This is a genomic window from Serratia quinivorans (assembly GCF_946227985.1).
Classification (GTDB): domain Bacteria; phylum Pseudomonadota; class Gammaproteobacteria; order Enterobacterales; family Enterobacteriaceae; genus Serratia; species Serratia quinivorans_A.
This window is the reverse complement of sequence record NZ_CAMKGL010000015.1, coordinates 1-25,606: the sequence shown is the minus strand read 5'-3', so window position 1 is coordinate 25,606 and position 25,606 is coordinate 1. Positions and strand designations below refer to the sequence as shown.

The following is a 25,606-nucleotide window of genomic DNA, read 5'->3' as shown; positions in this document are numbered from 1 at the left end:
TAATTCGATACCAAATTCTTTATCAACCACGTGTGGTGTCTGGCGAAACAGGGCTGGATAGCGACACGGCCTTAACTGAGGTTTCCCATGAAACAAGGTATCCACCCAAAATACGAAGAAGTTACTGCTAACTGCTCTTGCGGTAACGTGATCAAAATCCGCTCTACAGTGGGCCACGATCTGAACCTGGACGTTTGTGGCGAATGCCACCCGTTCTACACTGGCAAGCAGCGTGATGTTGCTACCGGTGGCCGCGTTGACCGCTTCAACAAGCGTTTCAGCGTGCCAGGCGCTAAGAAATAAGATTTCTTATCGTCAGATGAAAAAGGCGCCTTCGGCGCCTTTTTTCGTTTCTAACCGTCTGCAAGCAAGTGCAGACCGGCACTTAGTATTCCCAGGTATCGGGATCCACACCCAATTCACGCATCAGCAGTTTCGCGGCTTCCGGGATTTCATCGCTGCGTTCTTTGCGCAGGTCTTCGTCGTTCGGCAGCGGCTGACCGGTAAAGGCGTGCAGAAATGCTTCGCACAGCAATTCGCTGTTGGTGGCATGGCGCAGGTTATTCACCTGGCGACGCGTCCGTTCATCGGTAAGGATTTTCAGGACCTTCAGCGGAATGGATACCGTGATTTTTTTTACTTGCTCGCTTTTTTTACCGTGTTCAGCGTAAGGGCTGACATACTCGCCGTTCCACTCAGCCATGGGACACCTTAAAATTGTCAGAAAAATTACAAAATTCTAAAAACCGGCCAATTATGCCCGATCTTCACTGTTCTCACTAAATAAATGTCAATTTTACGCGACCAAGGTCACTGAATGCGGACGATCAATAGGTGTCGCCTATGCATTCCGGGTTAACATCGTATCGTCATCTAAAACTGGCATAATTTTAGCGGGTATTAGGCTTTTGCTCAATCTATACGCAAAGAAGTTTAGATGTCCAGATGTATTGACGTCTATCCTCACTGCGATTAATCTTTAGGCCTCATTCATCCCAATCCCGAGAGCCGAGAGACCCTATGACGCGTAAACCTGCCACGATTGCCGTACGTAGCGGCCTGAACGATGACGAACAGTACGGCTGCGTTGTCCCGCCGATCCACCTTTCCAGCACCTATAATTTCACCGACTTCAACCAGCCGCGTGCTCATGACTACTCACGTCGCGGTAACCCGACGCGTGACGTGGTCCAGCGTGCGTTGGCGGAACTGGAAGGGGGGGCCGGTGCGGTGATGACCAGCAGCGGGATGTCGGCGATCCACCTGGTGACCACGGTATTCCTGCAACCCGGCGATCTGCTGGTGGCACCGCATGATTGCTATGGTGGCAGCTACCGCTTGTTCGACAGCCTGAGCAAGCGTGGCGCTTACCGCGTGCTGTTTGTCGATCAGGGGAATGAAGAAGCGCTGCAGCAGGCGTTGGCGCAAAAGCCCAAGCTGGTGCTGATTGAAAGCCCCAGCAATCCGCTGCTGCGTGTGGTGGACATTGCGGCGATTTGCGCTGCGGCACATGCCGTGGGGGCCTTGACGGTGGTGGACAACACCTTCCTCAGCCCGGCGCTACAGCAGCCGATTGGGCTGGGTGCCGATTTGGTGGTGCATTCCTGTACCAAATACCTCAATGGCCATTCCGACGTGGTGGCCGGCGCGGTGATTGCCAAAGACCAAGATCTGGCGGTGGAATTGGCGTGGTGGGCGAATAATATTGGCGTGACCGGTGGCGCGTTCGACAGCTATTTGTTGCTGCGCGGCATGCGCACGCTGTCGCCACGTATCAAGGCGGCGCAACAAAACGCCGATGCGATTGTCAGTTATTTACAGCAGCAACCCTTGGTGAAAAAGCTGTATCATCCTTCTCTGCCTCAGAACCCTGGGCACGAGATTGCACGTCGTCAGCAACGCGGCTTTGGCGCGATGCTCAGCTTTGAACTGGACGGTGATGAAGCGCTACTGCGCCGTTTTCTGTCTGCCCTTGAGCTGTTTACTCTGGCAGAATCCTTGGGCGGCGTAGAAAGCCTGATCTCGCATGCAGCGACCATGACCCACGCAGGTATGGCGGCAGAAGCCCGTGCGGCGGCCGGTATTTCCGAGAGCCTGCTGCGTATCTCCGTGGGTATTGAAGACAGTGAAGATTTGATTGCCGATCTGGAACGAGCCTTCCAGGCGGCGGCAACGAGGTAAGCATGAATGCAATTGCGGTAGCAGGGCCGGTGAGCGGGCGTCAACTGCACAAGTTTGGCGGCAGCAGCCTGGCGGACGTGAAGTGTTATCTGCGGGTGGCCGGGATCATGGCCGAATACAGCCAACCGGGTGACATGATGGTGGTATCGGCTGCCGGTAGCACCACCAACCAACTGATTAGCTGGCTGAAGCTCAGTCAAAGCGATCGTCTTTCTGCGCATCAGGTTCAGCAGACGCTGCGTCGCTATCACAGCGAATTGATTGGCGGTCTGCTCCCACCGGAAACTGCCGAGCCGTTGATCGCCGAATTTATTCAGGATCTGGAGCGTCTGGCGGTATTGCTGGACGAGAAGCTCGACGACGCCGTATATGCCGAGGTCGTTGGGCACGGTGAGATTTGGTCGGCGCGGCTGATGGCGGCGGTACTGAACAAGCTGGATATGCAGGCCGCCTGGCTGGATGCGCGTGACTTCCTGCGGGCGGAACGTGCCGCTCAACCTCAGGTTGACGAAGGCCGCTCTTATCCGTTGCTGCAACAGTTGCTGGCTCAGCACCCGGGCAAACGCCTGGTGGTGACCGGCTTTATTTCACGCAATGACGCCGGTGAAACCGTGCTGTTGGGGCGTAACGGCAGTGACTATTCCGCTACCCAGGTCGGCGCGCTGGCCGGTGCGGAGCGCGTGACCATTTGGAGCGATGTGGCCGGGGTGTACAGCGCCGATCCACGCAAGGTAAAAGATGCCTGCCTGCTGCCGCTGCTGCGTCTGGATGAAGCCAGTGAACTGGCGCGCCTGGCGGCACCGGTGCTGCATACTCGTACTCTGCAGCCGGTGTCCGGCAGTGATATCGATCTGCAACTGCGCTGTAGCTATCAGCCGGAACAAGGCTCAACGCGTATCGAACGCGTGCTGGCCTCCGGCACCGGCGCGAAGATTGTCACCAGCCATGACGACGTGTGTTTGATTGAACTGAACGTTGCCAGCCAGCATGACTTCACACTGGCGCAGAAAGAGCTGGATTTGGTACTCAAGCGCGCGCAAATCAAACCGCTGGCGATCGGCATTCACCCTGACCGTAATCTGGTTCAATTGTGCTACACCTCGGAAGTGGTGAATAGCGTGCTGCGTACCTTGCAGGAAGCGGCATTACCGGGTGAACTGCGGCTGCGTGAAGGCCTGGCGCTGGTGGCGCTGGTGGGCGCGGGCGTTTGCAAGAATCCGCTGCACAGCCACCGTTTCTATCAACAGTTGAAAGACCAGCCGGTAGAATTTATCTGGCAGGCCGAAGACGGCATCAGCCTGGTCGCGGTACTGCGTCAGGGGCCGACTGCATTGCTGATCCAGGGCCTGCACCAGACCCTGTTCCGCGCCGAAAAAAGCATTGGTCTGGTGCTGTTCGGTAAAGGCAACATCGGCGCACGCTGGCTGGAGCTGTTTGCCCGCGAGCAGAAAAATATTTCCGCCCGCAGCGGCTTTGAGTTCAGCCTGGCGGGCGTGGTGGACAGCCGCCGCAGCCTGCTCAATTACGACGGGCTGGACGCCAGCCGCGCCCTGGCGTTCTTTGAGGACGAAGCACAGGAACTGGACGAAGAGTCACTGTTCCTGTGGATGCGTGCGCATCCGTTCGACGATCTGGTGGTGCTTGACGTGACCGCCAGTGAAGAACTGGCCGAACAGTATCTGGATTTCGCCAGCTATGGCTTCCATGTGATCAGCGCCAACAAGCTGGCGGGCGCATCTTGCAGCGATAATTATCGCCAAATTCGTGATGCCTTTGCCAAAACCGGCCGTCACTGGCTGTATAACGCGACCGTCGGTGCCGGCTTGCCAGTCAACCATACGGTGCGTGACCTGCGCGACAGCGGCGACAGCATTCTGGCGATCAGCGGTATCTTCTCCGGTACGCTTTCCTGGCTGTTCCTGCAGTTCGACGGCACGGTACCGTTCACCGAGCTGGTGGATCAGGCCTGGCAGCAGGGGCTGACCGAACCGGATCCGCGGGTCGATCTCTCCGGCCAGGACGTGATGCGCAAGCTGGTGATCCTGGCGCGCGAAGCGGGCTACGACATTGAACCGAATCAGGTGCGAGTCGAATCGCTGGTGCCTGCGGGGGCTGAACAGGGCTCCGTCGATCAGTTCTTCGAAAACGGTGATGCGTTGAACCAGCAGATGCTGCAACGTTTTGAAGCCGCCAGTGAAATGGGGCTGGTGCTGCGCCACGTGGCGCGTTTCGATGCCAATGGCAAGGCGCGTGTTGGTGTGGAAGCGGTACGGCCTGAACACCCGCTGGCATCGTTGCTGCCGTGCGATAACGTGTTCGCTATCGAAAGCCGCTGGTACCGCGACAACCCACTGGTGATCCGCGGGCCGGGTGCCGGACGCGACGTCACTGCCGGTGCGATCCAGTCAGACCTTAACCGTCTGGCGCAACTGCTTTAATTGTCTTGGGGGCGCGGATCCGCCGCGCCCTTCGTTTTTCCTGCCATAATTCTTCTTATTCTGAACGTGAAGTTCTTTCTCTTTAGGGGTGAGGATTAATCATCTTATTCCCCTCAGTTTCCTGTTGACTCTTTAGTCAACATACGGCATTTTCTATCTAGACGTCTAAACGTATAGACGCTTAATAAGATAAAGCAAAACAGTGATCGATAAGAGGCGGACAGGGTATGAGTTTTTTTCACGCAAACCAGCGGGAAGCGCTGAATCAGAGTCTGGCAGAGTTAAACGGTCAGATTAACGTATCATTCGAGTTCTTCCCGCCGCGCACCAGCGAGATGGAAGACACCCTGTGGCAGTCCATCGATCGTCTGAGCAGCCTGAAACCTAAATTTGTCTCTGTGACCTATGGTGCCAACTCCGGCGAGCGCGATCGTACCCACAGCATTATCAAAGGAATTAAGGAGCGTACCGGTCTGGAGGCAGCACCGCACCTGACCTGTATCGACGCCAGCCCGGCTCAGCTGCGCGAGATTGCCACCGACTACTGGAACAGCGGTATCCGTCATATCGTGGCGCTGCGTGGCGACCTGCCACCGGGCGGCGGTAAGCCCGATATGTATGCCACCGATTTGGTGGCCTTGTTGAAAGACGTTGGCGATTTCGATATCTCGGTGGCGGCCTACCCTGAAGTGCACCCGGAAGCCAAAAGTCCGCAGGCGGATCTGATTAACCTGAAGCGTAAAATCGATGCCGGTGCCAACCGCGCGATTACCCAGTTCTTCTTTGATGTGGAAAGCTATCTGCGTTTTCGTGATCGCTGCGTGGCGACCGGTATTGACGTGGAAATCGTACCGGGCATTCTGCCGGTGTCCAATTTCAAGCAGTTACAGCGTTTTGCCACCATGACTAACGTGCGTGTGCCGAGCTGGATGACCAGCATGTTTGAAGGGCTGGACGACGATGCCGAAACCCGAAAAATGGTCGGTGCCAATATCGCGATGGATATGGTGAAAATCCTCAGCCGCGAAGGAGTGAAAGACTTCCACTTTTATACGCTGAACCGCGCCGAGATGAGTTACGCCATTTGCCATACGTTGGGCGTGCGTCCGGTGGCCGTGGCCTGACTTGACTGATGAATTAAGACAAAGGCGCTGTGTAATGACAGCGCCTTTTTGTTGGATAAAAACACGGCCCCTGCGAACAGGAGCCGTGTTTTACAACGCTCAACCTAGCCGGTGTTGCGCATCCCGGCGGCTACGCCGGCAATGGTCACCATCAGCGCCTGCTCAACGCGGGCATCTGGCTGTTCCTGTTGACGCGAACGGTGCAGCAGTTCGGCCTGCAGCACGTTCAGCGGATCGGTATACACGTTACGCAGCGCAATGGATTCGGCGATCCATGGCAGGTCTTCCATCAGGTGTGCGTCATTGGCGATGGTCAACACCACCTTGATGTCGCTTGCCAACTGGTCGCGCAATTGCTGGCCCAGTGGCCACAGCGATTTGTCGACCAGACGCTGATCGTAGTATTCCGCCAGCCACAGGTCGGCCTTGGCGAACACCATTTCCAGCATCGCGATGCGGGTGGAGAAGAATGGCCAGTCGCGGCACATGGCTTCCAGTTGGTCCTGCTTACCGGCCTTCACCGCTTCTTGCAAACCGGCGCCGGCACCCAGCCAGGCCGGCAGCATCAGGCGATTCTGCGTCCAGGCGAAGATCCATGGAATGGCGCGCAGGCTCTCAACGCCGCCGTTTGGCTTGCGTTTGGCCGGGCGTGAACCCAACGGCAGCTTGCCCAGCTCCAGTTCCGGCGTCGCGGCGCGGAAGTACGGCACGAATTCCGGATTTTCACGCACGTAACCACGATACATTTTACATGAAGTGTCTGACAGGTCATCCATCAGCGCACGCCACTCTTTTTTCGGCTCCGGCGGCGGCAACAGGTTGGCTTCCAGGATCGCACCGGTGTACAGCGCCAGGCTGCTGATGGTGACTTCCGGCAGACCAAATTTGAAGCGGATCATCTCGCCCTGTTCGGTCACGCGCAGGCCGCCTTTCAGGCTGCCCGGCGGTTGCGACAGCAGTGCCGCATGCGCCGGGGCGCCACCACGGCCAATCGAGCCGCCGCGACCGTGGAACAACGTCAGCGCCACGCCGGCTTTTTCACAGGTTTTGATCAGGGCGTCTTGCGCGCGGTACTGCGCCCAGGAGGCGGCCATCACCCCGGCGTCTTTCGCCGAGTCGGAATAGCCAATCATCACCATTTGTTTGCCCTGGATAAAGCCGCGGTACCAGTCAATATTCAGCAACTGGGTCATCACGTCGTCGGCGTTGTTCAGGTCGTCGAGGGTTTCGAACAGCGGGGCTACCGGCAGTGCGAACGGGCAACCGGCTTCTTTCAGCAACAGGTGAACCGCCAGCACGTCAGAAGGCGTACGTGCCATGGAGATCACGTAGGCGGCAATTGAACCCTGTGGCGCTTCGGCAATTACCCGACAGGTTTCCAGCACTTCCTGGGTGTCGGCACTCGGCTCCCATTTTAGCGGCACCAGCGGGCGTTTGGAGTTTAGTTCGCGGATCAGGAACGCCTGCTTGTCGGCTTCCGACCAGCTTTCGTAATCGCCCAGCCCCAGATAACGGGTCAGCTCGGCGATGGCTTCGGTGTGGCGGGTACTTTCCTGACGTACGTCGATACGTACCAGCGGCACACCAAAGCAGCGCACGCGGCGCAGGGTATCGAGCAACTGGCCATTGGCGATGATGCTCATGCCACAGGCCTGCAGCGACTGGTAACAGGCGAACAGCGGTTCCCACAGCTGTTCGTTATTCACCAGCAGGTCGTGTGGTTTGAGTACGCGCTCACCCTTCAGGCGACCTTCCAGATAAGCCTGAGAGCTCATCAACTGGCTGCGCAGTTGCTTCATGATCTCACGATACGGTTCTTGCACCTCATCGCCACCGGCCCGTGCGCGCAGTTCCGGAGTACATTCAGTCATCGACAGCTCGGAGACCAGCACCTGAATATCGCGGGTGAACAGGTCGCAGGCCTTCCAACGGCTGAGCAGCAGCACATGACGGGTGATTTCAGCCGTCACGTTAGGGTTGCCGTCGCGGTCACCGCCCATCCAGGAGGTGAAGCGGACGGGTACCGCTTCCGCCGGCAGGCTGTAATCGATGGAGTTTTCCAGCTGTTCGTTGAATTCGCGCAGGAAGGCAGGCACCCCTTCCCACAGGCTGTTTTCCACCACCGCAAAGCCCCATTTGGCTTCGTCGATCGGGGAGGGACGATGTTTGCGGATCTCGTCGGTATGCCATGACTGGGCGACCAATTGGCGCAGGCGACGCATGATCTTGTTGCGTTCGTAGTCGGCCAGATCGTTATGGTCGAGTTGGCTGAGGCAGGTGTTGACCTCAACCAGCTTGTGGATCAGGGTGCGACGGGTGATTTCCGTCGGGTGCGCGGTCAGCACCAGTTCGATGGAGAGCTGGGATACCGCATTTTGCAGCTCTTTGGTGCTGAGCTTTTTGTCTTTCAGCCGGGTGAACAACTGCGCCAGCGCTTCCGGGTTGCTGGCGGCTTCGCCATTGGGTGAAATGCTGTGGTACTGCTCGGCGACGTTGGTCAGATTGAGAAACTGGCTGAAGGCGCGTGCGACCGGCAGCAGTTCGTCGTTAGACAGGTTTTGCAAGGTAGAAAGCAGCTCCTGGCGATGCGCTTCGTTACCTGCACGTGAAGATTTGGAAAGCTTACGGATAGTTTCAACGCGATCGAGAATATGCTCGCCCAGCGCTTCTTTGATGGTATCGCCGAGCAATTTGCCGAGCATACTGACATTACTTCGCATTGCCGAATATTGTTCGTTCATATAACCCCTGACCCAGTTCTGTATTTACCCTTCATTTTTCAAGTCGCAGTGGCGTTGGCTTCGCGCTTTCACACCGGTCACTTGGTTAATCCAAGCTCCCGGGGATTCAAGCGTTCGCCGCCTGGCTACAACTTGAAATCTATTGGGTAGATGATTTTTATCTTGTAAGTAAATTTCACGTGTCAGGCAAATAGCACCTGTTTCATCTCGCCACGTTCCTGTCCAATGGCCAATTGACACTATTTTTAGCAAAAAAACATCAAAATCGGCGCATTTTCTGAAATTTAATTACGGCGCGCCGGTTATCAGTCTGGCTTATTTCATTGGTTTGCTACTTCTTAAGAGGTAGGTCAATGATATGTCATTAACCCTACCTTGTATCAGGCTTTTTGGCGACAGAAGTGGCTGACCAACTCACCCAGCAGCTTGCGTGTCGGTTCGATAAAGCCGGTATCTATGTATTCATCCGGTTGATGCGCCTGGTCGATAGAGCCGGGACCCAACACCAGCGTCGGGCAGACCTGCTGGACGAAGGGGGCCTCAGTGCAATAGTTGACCACCTGCGTGCGGGTGCCCAGCAGTTTCTCAATCACCGCCACCATATGGTGATCGGTCGGGCACTCATAACCCGGTACCGAGGCATGCAGTTCCTCAATACTCAGGCGGCCCGGCCAGCGCTGGCTTATCGGTTCGAGGGTTTGCTGCATCAGTTCGTTGATGTTGTCGAGCGTCATGCCCGGCAACGGGCGGATATCCAGATGCAGTTCGCAGCAGGCGCAGATACGGTTGGCCGCATCGCCACCGCTGATATGACCGAAGTTCATGGTTGGGTAGGGCACGGCAAAGGCCGGGTTGTTAAAGCGCTCTTGCAGCGTTTTGCGCAACTCCATCAGGCGGCCAATGGTTTCATGCATCAGGTCGATAGCGTTCACGCCGCGCGCCGGATCGCTCGAGTGGCCGGATTGGCCGACAATGCGAATGGCGTTGGCTATATGGCCTTTATGCGCGCGCACCGGCTGCAGCGAGGTTGGCTCACCGATAATGGCGAAGTCCGGACGGATGCTGGTCGAGGCGGCAAAATAACGTGCACCGGCCATCGTCGTTTCTTCATCTGCGGTGGCCAGAATGTATAAAGGCTTGGTCAGTTGGCTGGCGTCGATGTCGCGCACCGCATCCAGAATAAAGGCAAAGAAGCCTTTCATATCCGCAGTGCCCAGACCGTACAGCTTATTGTCGTGTTCGGTCAGAGTGAAAGGGTCACGCGTCCAGCGGCCTTCATCATAAGGCACGGTGTCGGTGTGACCCGCCAGCAGCAGGCCGCCACTGCCTTCACCGATACTGGCCAGCAGGTTGAATTTGTTGCGGCTATCCGGCACCGGCTGCACGTCGACGCTAAAGCCCAAATCGGCAAACCAGCCGGCCAGCAAGTTGATTAACGCTTCATTACTCTGATCGAGGGCGCCATCGGTGGCGCTGATCGACGGAATGGCGATCAACGCCCGGTACAGCTCAATAAATGGAGGTAATTTCATCTTCACTGTTGACAGCCTTTGGTTAGGTTGGTATCAATATTCATGCATTTATTGTGAATAAAAATACAATAAGCTGGAGCGTAAGGGAACCCGATTCCCGGATGATTATAAAAACATCAACGCTCGACCTCGTGGGTGAACGGCAAAACAACGCTGGTGAGCCTGGAAACCTGTGTCGAATACGACCAAACGCAAGTCTAGAAGGTGAAAGGCCCCATGTTGAATACGCTGATTGTCGGTGCCAGCGGTTATGCCGGAGCAGAGCTCACGGCGTACCTTAATCGTCACCCACACATGAACATAACCGCTTTAGCGGTTTCAGCGCAAAGTGCAGATGCAGGAAAATTGCTTTCCGATTTGCACCCCCAGTTAAAAGGCATTGTCGATCTCCCCTTGCAACCGCTGGTTGACGTAGCCGCCGCCGCTGTTGGCATCGACGTGGTGTTCCTGGCGACGGCACACGAGGTCAGCCACGATATCGCGCCGGCGTTCCTGGCCGCAGGTTGCGTGGTGTTCGATCTGTCCGGCGCATTCCGCGTGAAAGATGCCGCCTTCTACAGCCAATATTACGGTTTTGAACATCAGCATGCCGACTTGCTGGAGCAGGCGGTATATGGCCTGGCGGAATGGCAGTGCGACAAAATCAAACAGGCTCAGCTGATCGCCGTACCGGGCTGTTATCCGACGGCGGCGCAGCTGGCGCTGAAACCGTTGATCGACCAGGAGTTGCTGAACCTTGATCAGTGGCCGGTGATCAACGCGACCAGCGGCGTCAGCGGTGCAGGCCGCAAGGCCAGCGTTACCACCAGTTTCTGTGAGGTGAGCCTGCAGCCGTACGGTATTTTCAACCACCGTCACCATCCGGAAATCGTCGCGCATTTGGGCGTGCCGGTCATCTTCACGCCACATTTGGGTAACTTCCCGCGTGGTATTCTCGAAACCATTACCTGTCGCCTGAAAGCCGGCGTGACCGCGCAGGACGTGGCTGCCGTTTATCACGCCGCCTATGACGACAAACCGCTGGTGCGGCTGTACGACCAGGGCGTACCGGCGTTGAAGTCAGTCGTCGGGCTGCCGTTCTGCGACATCGGCTTTGCCGTACAGGGTGAACATCTGATCGCCGTGGCGGCGGAAGACAACCTGTTGAAAGGCGCTGCCGCTCAGGCGGTGCAATGCCTGAATATCCGTTTTGGGTTCCCTGAAACCCAGTCATTACTTTAATAAATCACCAGCGTGGGATGTATACAGCGATGAACCCGTTAATTATCAAGTTAGGTGGCGTGTTATTAGACAGTGAAGAGGCGCTGGAGCGTCTGTTTACCGCGCTGGACAGCTACCGCCAGCAGCATCAGCGCCCGTTGGTGATCGTTCACGGCGGCGGTTGCCTGGTAGATGAGCTGATGAAAAAGCTTTCCCTGCCGGTGGTGAAGAAGAATGGTCTGCGGGTAACCCCGGCCGATCAGATTGACATTATTACCGGCGCGCTGGCCGGCACCGCCAACAAAACCTTGCTGGCGTGGGCGATCAAGCACCAGATTAACGCGGTCGGCCTGAGTCTGGCGGACGGTGGCAGCGTCACCGTCACCCCTCTGGACCCGGCGCTGGGCCACGTGGGCAATGCGCAACCGGGCTCCCCGCTGCTGCTCAATACCCTGCTGGGTGCCGGTTACCTGCCGGTGATCAGTTCCATCGGCATTACCGCCGATGGGCAGTTAATGAATGTGAACGCCGATCAGGCGGCGACGGCCCTGGCCGCTACCCTGGGTGCGGATTTGATCCTGCTGTCGGATGTCAGTGGCATTCTCGATGGAAAAGGACAACGCATCGCTGAAATGACGGCGCAAAAAGCGGAACAACTGATTGCCCAGGGCATCATCACTGATGGTATGGTGGTGAAGGTGAATGCGGCGCTCGATGCGGCCCGCACCCTCGGTCGCCCGGTAGATATCGCCAGTTGGCGCCATGCCGATCAGCTTCCTGCACTGTTTAACGGCGTGTCAATTGGCACCCGGATCCTCGCTTAAATTTAGAATTAAAAAGGAAAAGACCATGCAAAACCAAGGCATCAAAAAAATCGTTCTGGCGTACTCTGGCGGTCTGGATACTTCGGCCATCATTCCCTGGCTGAAAGAAAACTACGGTGGCTGCGAAGTGGTAGCCTTCGTGGCGGATATCGGCCAGGAGCGCGGCGATCTGGAAGGTGTGGAGCAAAAAGCCCTGCAATCCGGTGCCTCTGAGTGCCACGTGGTTGATCTGCGTGAAGAATTCATCCGTGATTACGTTTATCCGGTACTGCAGACCGGCGCTCTGTATGAAGGCAGCTACCTGCTGGGCACCTCCATGGCGCGCCCGATTATCGCTAAAGCACAGGTTGAACTGGCGCTGAAAGTTGGCGCTGACGCGCTGTGTCACGGCGCAACCGGTAAAGGGAATGACCAGGTGCGTTTCGAAACCACCTATACCGCACTGGCCCCACATCTGAAAGTGGTTGCCCCTTGGCGTGAGTGGAACCTGCGTTCCCGTGAAGCGCTGCTGGACTACCTGAAAGAGCGTAATATCCCGACCACCGCGTCGCTGGAAAAAATCTATAGCCGTGACGAGAATGCTTGGCATATCTCTACCGAAGGCGGCGTGCTGGAAAGCCCGTGGAACGCACCGAACAAAGACTGTTGGGTCTGGACTGTAGATCCGCAGGAAGCGCCGGATCAGCCCGAGCAAGTGACCATCACCGTAGAGAAAGGGTGTGTAGTGGCGGTTAACGGTGAAGCGCTGAGCCCGTACAAATGTCTGGAAACCCTGAACGTGCTGGGTGCCCGGCACGGCGTGGGCCGTATCGATATCGTAGAAAACCGTTTGGTGGGCATCAAATCCCGCGGCTGCTACGAAACCCCGGGCGGCACCATTATGGTGGCGGCTCTGCGTGGCGTAGAACAACTGGTTCTGGATCGCGACAGCTTCAAATGGCGTGAGCAACTGGGCCTGGAAATGTCTTACGTGGTATACGATGGCCGTTGGTTTGCTCCGCTGCGTCGTTCACTGCAGGCCTCCGCCGAAGCGCTGGCCGAAGAAGTTAACGGTGAAGTGGTGTTGCAGCTGTATAAAGGCCAGGTGACGGCGATTCAGAAGAAATCCGCCAACAGCCTGTACTCCGAAGAGTTCGCGACCTTCGGCGAAGACGAAGTTTACGATCATAGCCACGCGGGCGGTTTTATCCGTCTGTTCTCACTCTCTTCACGCATTCGCGCGCTGAACGAGATAAAGAACAAGTAACTTATTCATTATTCGGCGTGACTTGATAGGGGCGCAGCGTGCTGCGCCTTTTCGTATAAAATTTATACCCTAAATACTTCAAGCTGCAGGAAGGCGGCAAGAGCGAGAGTCCCGATGAGCTTACAGGGGTAAGTGATTCGGGTGAGCGTTCGCAGCCAACACACCTGCAGCTTGAAGTATGACGGGTACAGGAGTAACGGTATGGCACTTTGGGGCGGACGGTTCAGTCAGGCGGCAGATCAGCGGTTCAAACAATTAAACGATTCTCTGCGCTTCGATTATCGCCTGGCGGAACAGGACATTGTGGGTTCGGTGGCCTGGTCGAAAGCGCTGGTCACCGTCAACGTATTGACGGCAACCGAGCAGCAGCAGCTTGAGCAGGCGTTGAATGGGCTGTTGGCAGAAGTGCAGGCCGATCCGCAGGCGATTGTCAGCAGCGATGCAGAAGATATTCATAGCTGGGTGGAGCAGAAGCTGATCGACCAAGTCGGCGATCTGGGCAAAAAACTGCACACCGGCCGTAGTCGTAACGATCAGGTCGCGACCGATCTGAAATTGTGGTGTAAACAGCAGATCGGCGATTTGCATCAGGCCATTGTGCAACTGCAACAGGCGCTGGTGGAAACTGCCGAAGCCAATCAGGACGCAGTGATGCCGGGTTATACCCACCTGCAGCGTGCGCAGCCGGTGACCTTTGCCCACTGGTGCTTGGCCTATGTGGAAATGCTGGCGCGTGACGAAAGCCGTCTGCAGGACACGCTGAAGCGCCTGGATGTCAGCCCGTTGGGCAGCGGTGCGCTGGCTGGTACCGCCTATCCGATCGACCGTGAACAACTGGCCGGTTGGTTGGGCTTTGCTTCGGCCACCCGCAACAGCCTGGACAGCGTTTCCGACCGGGACCACGTGCTGGAGCTGTTATCCAATGCTTCTATCAGCATGGTGCACCTGTCGCGCTTTGCCGAAGACCTGATTTTCTTCAACAGTGGTGAAGCTGCATTTGTCGATCTGTCTGACCGTGTGACTTCCGGCTCATCGCTGATGCCGCAAAAGAAAAACCCGGATGCGCTGGAGCTGATCCGTGGCAAATGTGGCCGCGTGCAGGGTGCATTGACCGGTATGATGATGACGTTGAAAGGCCTGCCGTTGGCATATAACAAAGACATGCAGGAAGACAAGGAAGGGCTGTTCGACGCGCTTGATACCTGGATGGATTGCCTACAGATGGCGGCGCTGGTGCTGGATGGTATCCAGGTGAAACGTCCGCGTTGTAAAGAAGCGGCGGAGCAGGGTTACGCCAACTCGACCGAACTGGCGGACTATCTGGTCGCCAAAGGCGTGCCGTTCCGTGAGGCGCACCATATTGTTGGTGAGGCGGTAGTAGAAGCCATTCGTCAGGGCAAGGCGCTGGAAGCCCTGCCGTTGACTGATTTGCAGAAATTCAGCGCAGTGATTGGCGAAGATGTGTACCCGATCCTGGCACTGCAATCCTGCCTGGATAAGCGTTCAGCCAAAGGCGGCGTTTCTCCTCAGCAGGTCGCCAGCGCGATCGCCGCAGCGAAACAGCGTTTGGCTTAAAATAGCTTACTCAATATATAAGGGCGCAGTTCATGGTTTTGAACTGCGCCCTTTGTTTTTAGAAGGATTACTCGCCCGGGCAGCGCTGGCAGCGTTCGGCCTCGGCCTCACCCAGTTTAAGTTTGGCCTGCAGATCGCGCAGCGCGGTGCGCAGGCCTTCTTCGATCACCGGATGGTAGAACGGCATATCCAGCATCTGATTGATGGTCATTTGCTGCTGATGCGCCCAGGCCAGCAGATGGGCGATATGCTCAACCTCCGGGCCCATCATCTCTGCACCGAGGAAACGTCCGGTGCCCTGTTCGCCGTAGACGTGAAGAATGCCTTTATTACGTAGCATCACGCGTGAGCGTCCCTGATTCTCGAACGATACCTCACCGATTTCAAAACAGCCACAGGCGCTGAATTTCTCGCTCAGTTCACGGAAGGTGGAGCCAACCATGGCAATCTGAGGATCGGAGAATACCACCGAGATTGCGCTGCGTCGCAGGCCAGGGCTGACTTCCGGGAAGCTGCCGGCGTTGCTCCCGGCAATACGCGCCTGATCGCTGGCTTCGTGCAGCAACGGCAGTTGGTTGCTGGCGTCACCGGCGATAAAGATATGTGGCACGCTGGTTTGCATCGTCAGGCGATCGGCCAGCGGCACTCCCCGGGCATCCAGTCGCAGGCCGGTATTTTCCAGGCCCAGATTATCGACGTTCGGTCGGCGACCGGTGGCGGCCAGTACGTAATCCACCATGATTTCCTGCGGCTTGCCGTGTAAATCCTGATAGCGGATAAACACTTTGTCGCCTTCGCGCTGCATCATCTCCACTTTCACATCGGCATCAAGATAGAACTCTTCGCCCAGGGTTTTAGCGGCGTAGTTGCGCACCGTGCCGTCAGTCAACGGGCCGACGGCGCCGCCAACGCCAAACACTTTGGTCTCAACCCCGAGACGATGCAGCGCCTGACCCAGTTCCAGGCCAATCACGCCTGGCCCGAATACCGCCACCGACTGCGGTAAATCATCCCAGTTGAAGACGTCGTCATTGACGATCAGTCGGTCACCCAGTGCATTCCAGGGCGCGGGCCAGCTTGGGCGGGAGCCGGTGGCGATAACAATGCGCTGTGCCACGATGCGCGTATGTTCATCCACCTGCAGGGTGTTGTCGTCGATAAAACGGGCGTAGCCGCTCATTTTGTCGGCCGCCGGGATCTCGCCGACACCTTCCAATACAAAGCCGACGAAGCGGTCGCGTTCGCGTTTGACGCGCTCCATGACTTCACGACCCTTAATGGTGGTTTTGCCCGCGGGATACACGCCAAAGCCCGGCGCACGCTCGATTTGATGCACCGCCTCGGCGGCGGCGATCAGTAATTTGGATGGCATGCAGCCAACGCGCGCGCAGGTGGTGCCGTAGGCCCCGCCCTCAATCATGACTACACTGGGGGTCGAAAGCTTGGCAGCGCGATAGGCGCCCAGACCGGCGGTGCCGCCACCGATAACGGCGACGTCAACATTCAACTGTTTCATATCCGCTCCTGAAAGCTAAAAAAAGGGCGGGCCGGAGCCCGCCAAAGTTCACGTTGGCTTCGTTATTATTGATTAATCAGGCTGACAGGAAGGTTTCCAGGTCATCGCTACCACCAATATGACGGCCGCCGATGAACACCTGCGGTACCGTGGCACGGCCGCTGACGGCGCGCAGGCTGACGGTAGTCGCGTCCTGACCCAGTACGATCTCTTCATACTGGATGCCACGTTCCTGCAGCATTTGTTTGGCTTTGGCGCAGAATGGGCAGCCCGGCTTGGTAAACAGTGAAACCGACTCCTGCACTTTGAATTCTGGTGCCAGGTATTTCAGCATGGTGTCGGCGTCAGACACTTCAAATGGGTCGCCCGGCTTGTTGGGTTCGACGAACATTTTCTCTACTACGCCGTTACGCACCAGCATCGAGTAACGCCATGAACGTGGGCCGAAGCCCAAATCGGCTTTCTCGACCAGCATATTCATGCCTTTGGTGAATTCACCGTTGCCGTCTGGCACGAAGGTGATGTTTTCAGCATGTTGATCGGCTTTCCAGGCGTTCATCACGAAGGTGTCGTTCACAGAAACGCACAGGATGCTGTCAACGCCGTGCTGTTTGAATACGCTGGACAGCTCGTTGTAACGCGGCAGGTGGCTGGAAGAACAGGTCGGAGTAAAGGCACCTGGCAGCGAAAACACGATGACGGTTTTATCTTTAAACAGGTCGTTGGTCGTCACATCGAGCCATTGGTCACCCTGACGGGTATGGAAGGTTACCTGAGGAACTTTTTTGCCTTCTTGACTGGTAAACATGAATTAACCCCTTAATTAGGAAAAATAATTTTTAGCTTTCAGCGCTATGCCGCTTTGTTGGGACACATTATTGCCGCCGGGGCTTGATAGATCTAATCGCTCATTGCTATCTTATCTATCGCCATGAGCTATCGTGGTCTGGAGGGAAACAATGAATATTCGTGATTTAGAGTACCTGGTCGCCTTGGCCGAGCACCGGCATTTCCGCCGTGCCGCCGATTCATGCCATGTTAGCCAACCCACCCTCAGTGGGCAGATCCGCAAGCTGGAAGACGAACTGGGTGTGATGTTGCTCGAACGCACCAGCCGCAAGGTGTTATTTACCCAGGCGGGGCTGTTGCTGGTGGAGCAGGCGCGTACCGTGCTGCGCGAAGTCAAAGTTCTGAAAGAGATGGCCAGCCAACAGGGTGAAGCCATGTCCGGGCCGTTGCATATCGGCCTGATCCCGACCGTCGGGCCTTATTTGCTGCCGCAGATCATCCCTACGCTGCATAAAACCTTTCCCAAGCTGGAAATGTACCTGCATGAGGCGCAAACCCAACAGCTGCTGGCGCAACTCGACAGCGGTAAACTGGACTGCGCGATCCTGGCGTTGGTGAAGGAAACCGAAGCCTTTATCGAAGTCCCATTGTTTGATGAGCCAATGAAGCTGGCGGTGTACTCCGATCACCCATGGTCACAGCGTGACCGCGTGGCGATGCCGGATTTGGCAGGGGAAAAACTGCTGATGCTGGAAGATGGTCACTGCTTGCGCGATCAGGCAATGGGCTTTTGCTTTCAGGCCGGTGCCGACGAGGATACCCATTTCCGGGCGACCAGCCTGGAAACGCTGCGCAATATGGTTGCGGCGGGCAGTGGTATTACGTTGTTGCCTTCATTGGCGGTACCGCCACAGCGCGAGCGTGACGGCGTGTGTTATCTGGACTGTTATAAACCTGAACCCAAGCGCACCATTGCGCTGGTGTACCGCCCCGGCTCCCCATTGCGCAGTCGTTATGAGCAATTGGCCGAGGCGATCCGCGAGCACATGCAAAACTACCTGGGTACCACGCTAAAACAGGCGGTTTAAGCCGTTCAGCGCTGCCACTCGGTAGGCTTCGGCCATGGTCGGATAGTTGAAGGTAGTATTAACGAAATACTCGATAGTATTGCCTTCACCTTTCTGTTCCATGATCGCTTGGCCGATGTGAATGATCTCCGCCGCACGCTCACCGAAGCAGTGTATCCCAAGGATCTGCAGGGTGTCGCGATGGAACAGGATCTTCAGGCTGCCGACGTTCATCCCGGCAATCTGCGCACGCGCCAGATGCTTGAACTGGGCGCGGCCCACTTCATACGGCACCTTCATCGCCGTCAGTTCCTGTTCGGTTTTACCGACGGAGCTGATTTCCGGAATGGTATAAATACCGGTCGGGATGTCTTCAATCAGATGTCCGCTGGCTTCACCAGAGGCAATCGCCTGCGCGGCAATGCGGCCCTGATCGTAAGCGGCAGATGCCAGGCTCGGATAACCAATCACGTCACCCACGGCATAAATGTGCGACAGCGCAGTCTGGTACATGCTGTTCACTTTCAGCAGGCCACGGCTGTCTGACTCCAGACCGACGTTCTCCAGCCCCAGTGAGTCGGTGTTACCGGTCCGGCCGTTGGCATACAGCAGGCAGTCCGCTTTTACTTTCTTGCCTGATTTCAGGTGAACAATCACGCCGTCGTCGGTGCCTTCGATCTTCTCGAACTCTTCGTTGTGACGGATCACCACGCCGTTGTTCCAGAAGTGGTAAGACAGTGAGTCTGACATTTCCTGGTCGAGGAATGCCAGCAGGCGATCGCGGGTGTTGATCAGATCGACCTTCACGTTCAGACCACGGAAGATAGACGCATACTCACAGCCGATGACCCCGGCGCCGTATATGATCACGTGGCGCGGCTCGTGGTTTAATTCGAGAATGGAGTCGCTGTTATAAATGCGCGGATGGTTAAAATCGACGCTCGACGGGTTGTAAGGGCGCGAACCGCAGGCGATGACGATATGATCGGCACGGATGGTGTCCTGGGTGCCGTCCATATAACTGACGCTGACGGTGTTGGCGTCAATAAAGCGCGCATCGCCGGCGAACAGCTTGCATTGGTTACGCTCATAGAATCCCTGGCGCATCCGGGTTTGCTGGTTAATCACGTTATCGGCGTGGCGTAAAATATCAGGGAATGTCGCGCTGAGCGTGCGTGAATTGTTATAAAGCGGGTTCTGGTTGAATTCGATAATGCGGCTAACGGCGTGGCGGAGGGCTTTGGACGGGATGGTACCCCAGTGGGTACATCCGCCGCCTACGTTATTGTACCGTTCGATAACGGCCACGCGGGCGCCCTGTTTCACCAACCCCATAGCGGCACCTTCACCACCAGGGCCCGAGCCAATGACTATGGCATCAAATTGATAGTGCTGTTGCATAGGGGAGAGACCTGTCTTATACAAAATTACAACGGTATCTTAACATCATAGCGCTGAGTGCCCAATCACCATTAGGCTTTTTGAGGCAAAGCACAAATGGTGCAGGCGGAAACTGTGATAGGGCGCGTTAGTATAAATGCTGTTGCAATAAAATTTGCTATATTGCCGGGTCTACGGCGTTAGACTGACAAAATGGATCTTATCTGGATATGCATATGGGCGTCAGAGCACAACAAAAAGAACGGACTCGTCGTTCCCTCATTGAGGCAGCCTTCAGCCAGCTAAGCGCCGAACGCAGCTTTGCCAGCCTGAGCCTGCGCGAAGTCTCGCGTGAAGCGGGCATCGCTCCGACGTCATTCTACCGTCACTTCCGGGACGTGGATGAGCTGGGATTAACCATGGTTGATGAAAGTGGTCTGATGCTGCGGCAACTGATGCGCCAGGCACGCCAGCGTATTGCCAAGGGCGGCAGCGTGATCCGCACCTCTGTCTCCACCTTTATGGAGTTTATCGGCAATAACCCCAACGCCTTCCGCCTGCTGCTGCGTGAACGCTCCGGTACCTCGTCGGCCTTCCGTGCGGCGGTAGCGCGTGAGATCCAACATTTTATCGCCGAACTGGCGGATTACCTCGAGCTGGAAAACCATATGCCGCGCAGTTTCACCGAAGCGCAGGCGGAAGCCATGGTGACCATAGTATTCAGCGCCGGTGCTGAAGCGCTGGATATCGATATCGAACAACGGCGTCGTCTTGAGGAACGTTTAGTGCTGCAACTGCGGATGATTTCCAAAGGTGCTTATTATTGGTATCGCCGCCAGCAAGAAAAAGCTTCTGTATCCCACGTATAAAAGGTAGAAAGCGATGGAAAAACCAAGCCGTGAGAATGGCACCTTACTGCTGGCGTTGATTGCCGGCCTGTCGATCAACGGTTCGTTCGCCGCGCTGTTCAGCTCGGTGGTGCCGTTTTCGATTTTCCCTATCCTGACTTTGGTGTTGGCGGTTTACTGCTTGCATCAGCGTTATCTGCACCGTGCGATGCCGGACGGCATGCCCAAGCTGGCCGCAGCGACCTTCCTGCTGGGGGTGTTGTTGTACAGTGCGATTGTTCGTGCCGAATACCCGCAGATTGGCTCTAACTTCCTGCCGGCGATCATTTCTGTGGCGTTGGTGTTCTGGATTGGTATCAAGCTGAAGGCGCGCAAGACGCCGGATGAGAATACGGCGGCCTAAAAGCAGGGGCGCAGCAATAATGGCGCCCCTGTCAGATTAGACGCGTTTTTCCAACAGCACACCGCATTCCATATGATGGGTGTACGGGAACTGATCGAACAGTGCCAGGCGGCTGATGCTGTGGGTTTGCTGCAAGGTCTCCAGATTGGCGCACAGCGTTTCCGGGTTGCATGAAATATACAAAATACGCGGATAGGCTTGCACCATTTTCACCGTTTCATCGTCCAGCCCACTGCGTGGCGGATCGACGAAAATGGTTTCGCAGTTATAGCTGCTTAAATCGATACCCTTCAACCGATTAAACTCACGCACGCCGTTCATGGCCTGGGTGAAATCTTCCGCTGCCATACGGATAATCTGCACGTTATCGATCTGGTTGGCCGCAATATTGTACTGTGCCGCAGCGACCGAAGGTTTGGCGATTTCGGTAGCCAGAACCCGCTCGAAGTTACGCGCCAATGCCAAAGAGAAGTTACCGTTACCGCAATACAACTCCAGCAAATCGCCTTTAGAACCGGTGGTTACGTCCAGCGCCCATTCCAGCATCTGTATATTCAGCGCCGCATTCGGCTGGGTGAAGCTGTTTTCCACCTGGCGATAGATCATGTCGCGGCCGGCAACCGGCAGCACTTCGTCTACATAATCCTGATCCAGCATGATTTTCATTTTAGACGCGCGGCCAATCAGCTGCAGGTCAAAGCCTTGTGCGCGCAGGCTGTCGCGCAGCTTTTCTGCCTGCTGTTGCCATTCGTCGTCAAGCTTGCGGTGATACAGCAGTGAGGCAATGATTTTGCCGCTGCGGGTCGACAGGTAGTCAATTTGGAACAGCTTGCGGCGCAGAATCGGCTCTGGCTTGATGGCGGCGATCAGGGCGCTCATCAGGCGGTTAATCAACTCACTGGCGGCAGGGAACTTATCGACGCGAATGCGTTGTTTGGTCTGCTGATCAAACATGATGTGGTACATCTCGTCTTCATCATGCCAGATGCGGAATTCGGCGCGCATACGGTAGTGGCTTACCGGCGAGCGGAACACTTCCGGCTCGGGTGCCGTGAACGGTGACATCAGCGTTTTCAGCCGGGCAGTTTTCTCCGCCAGTTGGTCATCGTAACGTTCAATAGGCAAATTCTCGGGCGTCATGTTTCTTCTCGTCAGGCAAAATTGATCAGCGGGGATTGTAGGGAATCAGTCCGTGAAGTCCAGTTTTGTCGTGTTTATTATTTGTAACATTGATAGCAGTCTAGACATCTATTTACATTGATCGTAGCATTGTCGTCCGGCCTCAAGCAGCGAGTGAAAAGGGAATCCGGTTCAAATCCGGAGCTGACGCGCAGCGGTAAGGGGAAGTCACGGCGATAGCGTTTTACGCAGACACTGTCCATTGCAGGATGGGAAGTCATCGCCCGGTGCAGGTAGCTCACGGGCCGCCCGCAACTCCCAAGCCCGAAGACCTGCCGGTGTTACGTCGCAATGTCCGTGGCCGTCGCGAATTACCGGCCATGATCCTGCGGCATCCGCCAATTAAGTTTGGATGCTTTTTCATGACAATTACAAAAAATACGCTGCTGGCGGTGGTTTCTTCCATCACGGCTTTTTCTGGATGGGCGCAAGATAACACCACAGCCAAGAACAGCGATGACCTCGTGGTTTCCGCCAATCGTTTTCCACAGCCCGTTTCTTCCGTGCTGGCACCCACCTCTGTCGTTACCCGCGATGATATTGACCGCTGGCAGGCAAAAAGCCTGACCGATGTGATGCGCCGCCTGCCGGGCGTAGATGTGTCGCAAAATGGTGGGCTCGGGCAAGCCAGTTCGCTGTTTATCCGCGGTACCAACTCCAGCCATGTACTGGTGTTGATTGACGGCATTCGTCTGAATCAAGCTGGCGTCAGTGGTTCTTCAGACCTCAGTCAAATTCCGATCTCGCTGGTGCAGAAAGTCGAGTTTATTCGTGGACCGCGTTCGGCTGTCTATGGTTCCGATGCCATCGGCGGTGTGATCAACATTATTACCACTCGTGAAAAAAACGGTACTACGCTTTCTGCCGGCATGGGTTCAAACGGCTATCAGGCCTATGACGCCTCCACTCAGCAACAGTTGGGCGACAGCACGGTTGCGACCCTCGCCGGTAACTACACCTATACCAAAGGCTATGACGTGGTGGCGAATCTGCCAGACAGCTTTGGTAACCCGGCGCAAACTGACCGCGACGGTTTCATGAGTAAATCTCTGTATGGCAGCATTGATCATAAGTTTAATGAGGCTTTCAGCGGATTCGTTCGCGGCTACGGTTATGACAACCGTACGGCTTATGATGGTAATTACAGCTATTCCGACCCGGCACATTCAGACGCACTGCCGGATACCCGTCAGCTCTATAGCCAAAGTTGGGATAGCGGCCTGCGTTACCAGGACGGTATTTATGCCACTCAGTTGATTGCCAGCTATAGCCACAGTAAGGACTATAACTACGATCCCAAGTATGGCCCTTATTCTGCTTCTGCAACTTTGGATGATTCCACACAGTACAATGTGCAGTGGGGTAATACGTTCCAGGTTGCCAATGGTAACATCAGTACGGGCGTTGATTGGCAGGATCAGAAAATTGAGCCAGGCACAGCTTATATTACCGACAGCAAGAGTCAGCGTAATACCGGGCTTTATCTGACGGCACAGCAACAGATCGATTCCTTTACTCTGGAAGGGGCGGTGCGGGGTGATGATAATTCGCAATATGGCTGGCATGGCACTTGGCAAACCAGTGCTGCGTGGGAGTTTGTTGAGGGTTATCGTGCAATTGCTTCCTACGGTACTGCGTTTAAAGCACCGAATCTGGGGCAACAATACGGCAGCTTTGGCGGCAACCCGGATTTGAAGCCAGAGGAAAGCAAACAGTGGGAAGGAGGCTTTGAAGGATTGACTGGGCCGGTTACCTGGCGTGTCACGGGTTACCGTAACGATATAGACAATCTTATTAGCTATGCATCCAGCGGTTCTGGTTCTGCTTATTACAACGTTAATCAGGCAACCATTAAAGGCGTTGAAGCTACGGCGTCCTTTGATACCGGGCCGTTGACCCACCAGATTGGCTATGATTATGTTGATCCACGCAATGCCAAAACCAACGAAGTTCTGCTCCGTCGGGCCAAGCAGCAGGTGAAATATGAGCTGGACTGGCAGGTCTATGATTTCGACTGGGCCGTGACCTACCATTATCTGGGGGAACGTTATGATGGCGACTACAGTGGTTACGCTACGCGCACGGTCAAACTCGGCGGTGTCAGCCTGTGGGATCTCGCAGTTTCGTATCCGGTCACATCTCATCTGACAGTTCGTGGTAGAATCGCCAACCTGTTTGATAAAGATTATGAGACGGCTTATGGCTACGCTACTCCAGGAAGAGAATACTACCTCACTGGAAGCTATACCTTCTAACACCACCGCGAAGACCCGTCCGACGGTGCTGGTATTTGATTCCGGCGTCGGCGGGTTATCGGTGTATCAAGAGGTTCGGCAACTGCTGCCGGACCTGCACTATATATACGCTTTCGATAATGTGGCGTTTCCCTACGGTGAGAAATCCGAAGAGTTTATTGTTGAACGCGTGCTGGAGATTGTCAGTGCGGTGCAGCAACGCCATCCTCTGGCGATAGTCATCATCGCTTGTAACACCGCCAGTACCGTATCCTTACCGGCCCTGCGTGAACGCTTTACCTTCCCGGTCGTGGGTGTGGTACCTGCCATCAAACCTGCCGCCCGTCTGACCGCCAATGGCGTCGTCGGCCTGCTGGCTACCCGCGGTACCGTCCAGCGCACTTATACCCATGAGTTGATTGCCCGCTTCGCCACCGATTGCAAGATCGAGCTATTGGGATCCTCAGAGCTGGTGGAATTGGCAGAAGCCAAACTGCATGGCGAAGCCGTACCGCTGCCAACGCTGAAGAAAATCCTGCATCCATGGCTGAGCATGCGTGAGCCGCCGGATACCGTAGTGCTTGGTTGCACCCACTTCCCTTTATTAGCAGAAGAGTTAATGCAGGTGTTGCCTGAGGGAACCCGGCTGATCGATTCCGGCGCGGCAATCGCCCGTCGTACCGCCTGGCTGATCTCGACACAGGAAAATCTGGTGTTTACGCAGGAAGATAATCTGGCGTATTGCATGGCGTTAAATGAAGACACTGACGCTTTATTGCCCGTTCTGCAGGGATATGGCTTTAAAACGTTGAAAAAACTGCCTATTTAAGACTGTTTTGGTTAAACATTCAACGGTCGGAAAAAATATTGAAATTAGGGGTTGCGGCGTTCTGAGAACTCCCTATAATGCGCCTCCACTGACCGGGAACAACGACTCCTCTAACGAGAACCAGTCGCCCAGCCAGGAAGAAGCAAGCCGGTGAAAACACCGTTTCTTAATAAGAAAAAAGCTTGACTCTTCAGCGGGAAAGCGTAATATGCACCTCCCGCGTTACCGAGAGTTATCTCAGTAACGAACGCTCTTTAACAATTTATCAGACAATCTGTGTGGGCACTCCACAAGACGATATCCAGAACTTTCGGGTTCGAAAAAATATCAAGTCTTGAAGAGTGACCAAGCAATAAGTCAGTCGGTTGATTCGTCAACGGTCTGATTATTACGAAAGTTAATTTTCGAGCATCGCTTCACGAGTTGAAGCAAATCAAGCTTTTAATTGAAGAGTTTGATCATGGCTCAGATTGAACGCTGGCGGCAGGCCTAACACATGC

At 55.6% G+C, this 25,606-nt stretch carries 20 protein-coding genes and 1 riboswitch; of the genes, 13 read left to right on the top strand and 7 right to left on the bottom strand.

Features of this window, described 5'->3' with window-relative positions; translation table 11 throughout:
* Positions 1-87 precede the first annotated feature (87 nt).
* Positions 88-303: a 50S ribosomal protein L31 gene (gene rpmE, locus OCH02_RS23710; RefSeq protein ID WP_012147462.1), complete on the top strand. Its 216-nt coding sequence runs from the start codon at positions 88-90 to the stop codon at positions 301-303.
* 82 nt (positions 304-385) lie between these two features.
* On the opposite strand, the gene metJ is transcribed toward rpmE, so the two are convergent.
* Positions 386-703 carry a met regulon transcriptional regulator MetJ gene (metJ, locus tag OCH02_RS23705; RefSeq protein WP_012147461.1) on the bottom strand — a complete coding sequence of 106 codons (318 nt, stop codon included), beginning with the start codon at positions 701-703 and terminating at the stop codon, positions 386-388.
* Between the two features lie 317 nt (positions 704-1,020).
* On the opposite strand from metJ, the gene metB reads away from it, so the two are divergent.
* The 3 genes from metB (at position 1,021) to metF (ending at position 5,743) form a co-directional block, all read left to right on the top strand.
* Positions 1,021-2,181, top strand: a complete 1,161-nt coding sequence (metB, locus tag OCH02_RS23700) for a cystathionine gamma-synthase (RefSeq protein ID WP_261433253.1) — start codon at positions 1,021-1,023, stop codon at positions 2,179-2,181.
* 2 nt (positions 2,182-2,183) lie between these two features.
* Positions 2,184-4,619, top strand: a complete 2,436-nt coding sequence (locus OCH02_RS23695) for a bifunctional aspartate kinase/homoserine dehydrogenase II (protein ID WP_012147459.1) — start codon at positions 2,184-2,186, stop codon at positions 4,617-4,619.
* A gap of 227 nt (positions 4,620-4,846) precedes the next feature.
* Positions 4,847-5,743 (top strand): methylenetetrahydrofolate reductase, encoded by an 897-nt coding sequence (gene metF, locus OCH02_RS23690; RefSeq protein WP_261433251.1) that lies wholly within the window; start codon positions 4,847-4,849, stop codon positions 5,741-5,743.
* 104 nt (positions 5,744-5,847) lie between these two features.
* Here metF and ppc read toward each other — a convergent pair whose 3' ends face one another.
* Together ppc and argE are read right to left on the bottom strand one after the other, a co-directional pair.
* Positions 5,848-8,484 (bottom strand): phosphoenolpyruvate carboxylase, encoded by a 2,637-nt coding sequence (gene ppc / locus OCH02_RS23685; RefSeq protein ID WP_012147457.1) that lies wholly within the window; start codon positions 8,482-8,484, stop codon positions 5,848-5,850.
* Positions 8,485-8,864: 380 nt separating this feature from the next.
* Positions 8,865-10,016: an acetylornithine deacetylase gene (gene argE / locus OCH02_RS23680; protein ID WP_261433250.1), complete on the bottom strand. Its 1,152-nt coding sequence runs from the start codon at positions 10,014-10,016 to the stop codon at positions 8,865-8,867.
* Between the two features lie 216 nt (positions 10,017-10,232).
* Here argE and argC point away from each other — a divergent pair, with 216 nt between their 5' ends.
* The 4 genes from argC (at position 10,233) to argH (ending at position 14,861) form a co-directional block, all read left to right on the top strand.
* The gene (argC, locus tag OCH02_RS23675; protein ID WP_261433248.1) at positions 10,233-11,237 is read left to right on the top strand and encodes an N-acetyl-gamma-glutamyl-phosphate reductase; all 1,005 of its coding nucleotides are present in this window, start codon (positions 10,233-10,235) and stop codon (positions 11,235-11,237) included.
* A gap of 29 nt (positions 11,238-11,266) precedes the next feature.
* Entirely contained in the window at positions 11,267-12,040 is a 774-nt protein-coding gene (gene argB, locus OCH02_RS23670; protein WP_012147454.1) for an acetylglutamate kinase, read from the top strand.
* Positions 12,041-12,065: 25 nt separating this feature from the next.
* The gene (locus OCH02_RS23665; RefSeq protein ID WP_261433246.1) at positions 12,066-13,286 is read left to right on the top strand and encodes an argininosuccinate synthase; all 1,221 of its coding nucleotides are present in this window, start codon (positions 12,066-12,068) and stop codon (positions 13,284-13,286) included.
* 201 nt (positions 13,287-13,487) lie between these two features.
* On the top strand, positions 13,488-14,861 hold the full coding sequence (argH, locus tag OCH02_RS23660; RefSeq protein WP_261433245.1) for an argininosuccinate lyase: 1,374 nt from the start codon (positions 13,488-13,490) through the stop codon (positions 14,859-14,861).
* Between the two features lie 67 nt (positions 14,862-14,928).
* On the opposite strand, the gene OCH02_RS23655 is transcribed toward argH, so the two are convergent.
* Both OCH02_RS23655 and OCH02_RS23650 read right to left on the bottom strand, forming a co-directional pair.
* Positions 14,929-16,377, bottom strand: coding sequence for a dihydrolipoyl dehydrogenase (locus tag OCH02_RS23655; RefSeq protein ID WP_261433244.1), 1,449 nt, complete (start codon positions 16,375-16,377; stop codon positions 14,929-14,931).
* Positions 16,378-16,453: 76 nt separating this feature from the next.
* On the bottom strand, positions 16,454-17,185 hold the full coding sequence (locus tag OCH02_RS23650; protein WP_261433243.1) for a glutathione peroxidase: 732 nt from the start codon (positions 17,183-17,185) through the stop codon (positions 16,454-16,456).
* A 151-nt stretch (positions 17,186-17,336) separates the two neighbouring features.
* On the opposite strand from OCH02_RS23650, the gene oxyR reads away from it, so the two are divergent.
* Positions 17,337-18,254, top strand: a complete 918-nt coding sequence (gene oxyR, locus OCH02_RS23645) for a DNA-binding transcriptional regulator OxyR (RefSeq protein WP_012147449.1) — start codon at positions 17,337-17,339, stop codon at positions 18,252-18,254.
* Here oxyR and sthA read toward each other — a convergent pair.
* Positions 18,237-19,634 (bottom strand): Si-specific NAD(P)(+) transhydrogenase, encoded by a 1,398-nt coding sequence (gene sthA, locus OCH02_RS23640; RefSeq protein WP_012147448.1) that lies wholly within the window; start codon positions 19,632-19,634, stop codon positions 18,237-18,239. The two genes, oxyR and sthA, sit on opposite strands and share 18 nt — an antisense overlap.
* Positions 19,635-19,849: 215 nt before the next feature.
* Between sthA and fabR the strand changes: the two genes are divergently transcribed.
* On the top strand, positions 19,850-20,482 hold the full coding sequence (gene fabR, locus OCH02_RS23635) for an HTH-type transcriptional repressor FabR (protein ID WP_085120094.1): 633 nt from the start codon (positions 19,850-19,852) through the stop codon (positions 20,480-20,482).
* A 13-nt stretch (positions 20,483-20,495) separates the two neighbouring features.
* On the top strand, positions 20,496-20,864 hold the full coding sequence (locus OCH02_RS23630; RefSeq protein ID WP_261433242.1) for a YijD family membrane protein: 369 nt from the start codon (positions 20,496-20,498) through the stop codon (positions 20,862-20,864).
* A 36-nt stretch (positions 20,865-20,900) separates the two neighbouring features.
* Here OCH02_RS23630 and trmA read toward each other — a convergent pair whose 3' ends face one another.
* Positions 20,901-22,004 (bottom strand): tRNA (uridine(54)-C5)-methyltransferase TrmA, encoded by a 1,104-nt coding sequence (gene trmA / locus OCH02_RS23625; protein ID WP_261433241.1) that lies wholly within the window; start codon positions 22,002-22,004, stop codon positions 20,901-20,903.
* Between the two features lie 120 nt (positions 22,005-22,124).
* A riboswitch (cobalamin riboswitch) is annotated at positions 22,125-22,338 on the top strand.
* Between the two features lie 67 nt (positions 22,339-22,405).
* On the opposite strand from trmA, the gene btuB reads away from it, so the two are divergent.
* Both btuB and murI read left to right on the top strand, forming a co-directional pair.
* Complete coding sequence (gene btuB, locus OCH02_RS23620; RefSeq protein WP_261433332.1) at positions 22,406-24,298, top strand: TonB-dependent vitamin B12 receptor BtuB; 1,893 nt, start codon at positions 22,406-22,408, stop codon at positions 24,296-24,298.
* Positions 24,243-25,106, top strand: coding sequence for a glutamate racemase (gene murI / locus OCH02_RS23615; protein WP_261433239.1), 864 nt, complete (start codon positions 24,243-24,245; stop codon positions 25,104-25,106). The genes btuB and murI overlap by 56 nt, the downstream gene beginning before the upstream one ends.
* The last annotated feature ends 500 nt before the right edge of the window (positions 25,107-25,606 follow it).

What these genes read in the sequence shown, in the direction of transcription:
- rpmE (WP_012147462.1), top strand. Translation starts at nt 88, where the DNA reads ATGAAACAAGGTATCCACCCAAAATACGAAGAAGTTACTGCTAACTGC.
- metJ (WP_012147461.1), bottom strand. Translation starts at nt 703, where the DNA reads ATGGCTGAGTGGAACGGCGAGTATGTCAGCCCTTACGCTGAACACGGT.
- metB (WP_261433253.1), top strand. Translation starts at nt 1,021, where the DNA reads ATGACGCGTAAACCTGCCACGATTGCCGTACGTAGCGGCCTGAACGAT.
- OCH02_RS23695 (WP_012147459.1), top strand. Translation starts at nt 2,184, where the DNA reads ATGAATGCAATTGCGGTAGCAGGGCCGGTGAGCGGGCGTCAACTGCAC.
- metF (WP_261433251.1), top strand. Translation starts at nt 4,847, where the DNA reads ATGAGTTTTTTTCACGCAAACCAGCGGGAAGCGCTGAATCAGAGTCTG.
- ppc (WP_012147457.1), bottom strand. Translation starts at nt 8,484, where the DNA reads ATGAACGAACAATATTCGGCAATGCGAAGTAATGTCAGTATGCTCGGC.
- argE (WP_261433250.1), bottom strand. Translation starts at nt 10,016, where the DNA reads ATGAAATTACCTCCATTTATTGAGCTGTACCGGGCGTTGATCGCCATT.
- argC (WP_261433248.1), top strand. Translation starts at nt 10,233, where the DNA reads ATGTTGAATACGCTGATTGTCGGTGCCAGCGGTTATGCCGGAGCAGAG.
- argB (WP_012147454.1), top strand. Translation starts at nt 11,267, where the DNA reads ATGAACCCGTTAATTATCAAGTTAGGTGGCGTGTTATTAGACAGTGAA.
- OCH02_RS23665 (WP_261433246.1), top strand. Translation starts at nt 12,066, where the DNA reads ATGCAAAACCAAGGCATCAAAAAAATCGTTCTGGCGTACTCTGGCGGT.
- argH (WP_261433245.1), top strand. Translation starts at nt 13,488, where the DNA reads ATGGCACTTTGGGGCGGACGGTTCAGTCAGGCGGCAGATCAGCGGTTC.
- OCH02_RS23655 (WP_261433244.1), bottom strand. Translation starts at nt 16,377, where the DNA reads ATGAAACAGTTGAATGTTGACGTCGCCGTTATCGGTGGCGGCACCGCC.
- OCH02_RS23650 (WP_261433243.1), bottom strand. Translation starts at nt 17,185, where the DNA reads ATGTTTACCAGTCAAGAAGGCAAAAAAGTTCCTCAGGTAACCTTCCAT.
- oxyR (WP_012147449.1), top strand. Translation starts at nt 17,337, where the DNA reads ATGAATATTCGTGATTTAGAGTACCTGGTCGCCTTGGCCGAGCACCGG.
- sthA (WP_012147448.1), bottom strand. Translation starts at nt 19,634, where the DNA reads ATGCAACAGCACTATCAATTTGATGCCATAGTCATTGGCTCGGGCCCT.
- fabR (WP_085120094.1), top strand. Translation starts at nt 19,850, where the DNA reads ATGGGCGTCAGAGCACAACAAAAAGAACGGACTCGTCGTTCCCTCATT.
- OCH02_RS23630 (WP_261433242.1), top strand. Translation starts at nt 20,496, where the DNA reads ATGGAAAAACCAAGCCGTGAGAATGGCACCTTACTGCTGGCGTTGATT.
- trmA (WP_261433241.1), bottom strand. Translation starts at nt 22,004, where the DNA reads ATGACGCCCGAGAATTTGCCTATTGAACGTTACGATGACCAACTGGCG.
- btuB (WP_261433332.1), top strand. Translation starts at nt 22,406, where the DNA reads ATGACAATTACAAAAAATACGCTGCTGGCGGTGGTTTCTTCCATCACG.
- murI (WP_261433239.1), top strand. Translation starts at nt 24,243, where the DNA reads ATGGCTACGCTACTCCAGGAAGAGAATACTACCTCACTGGAAGCTATA.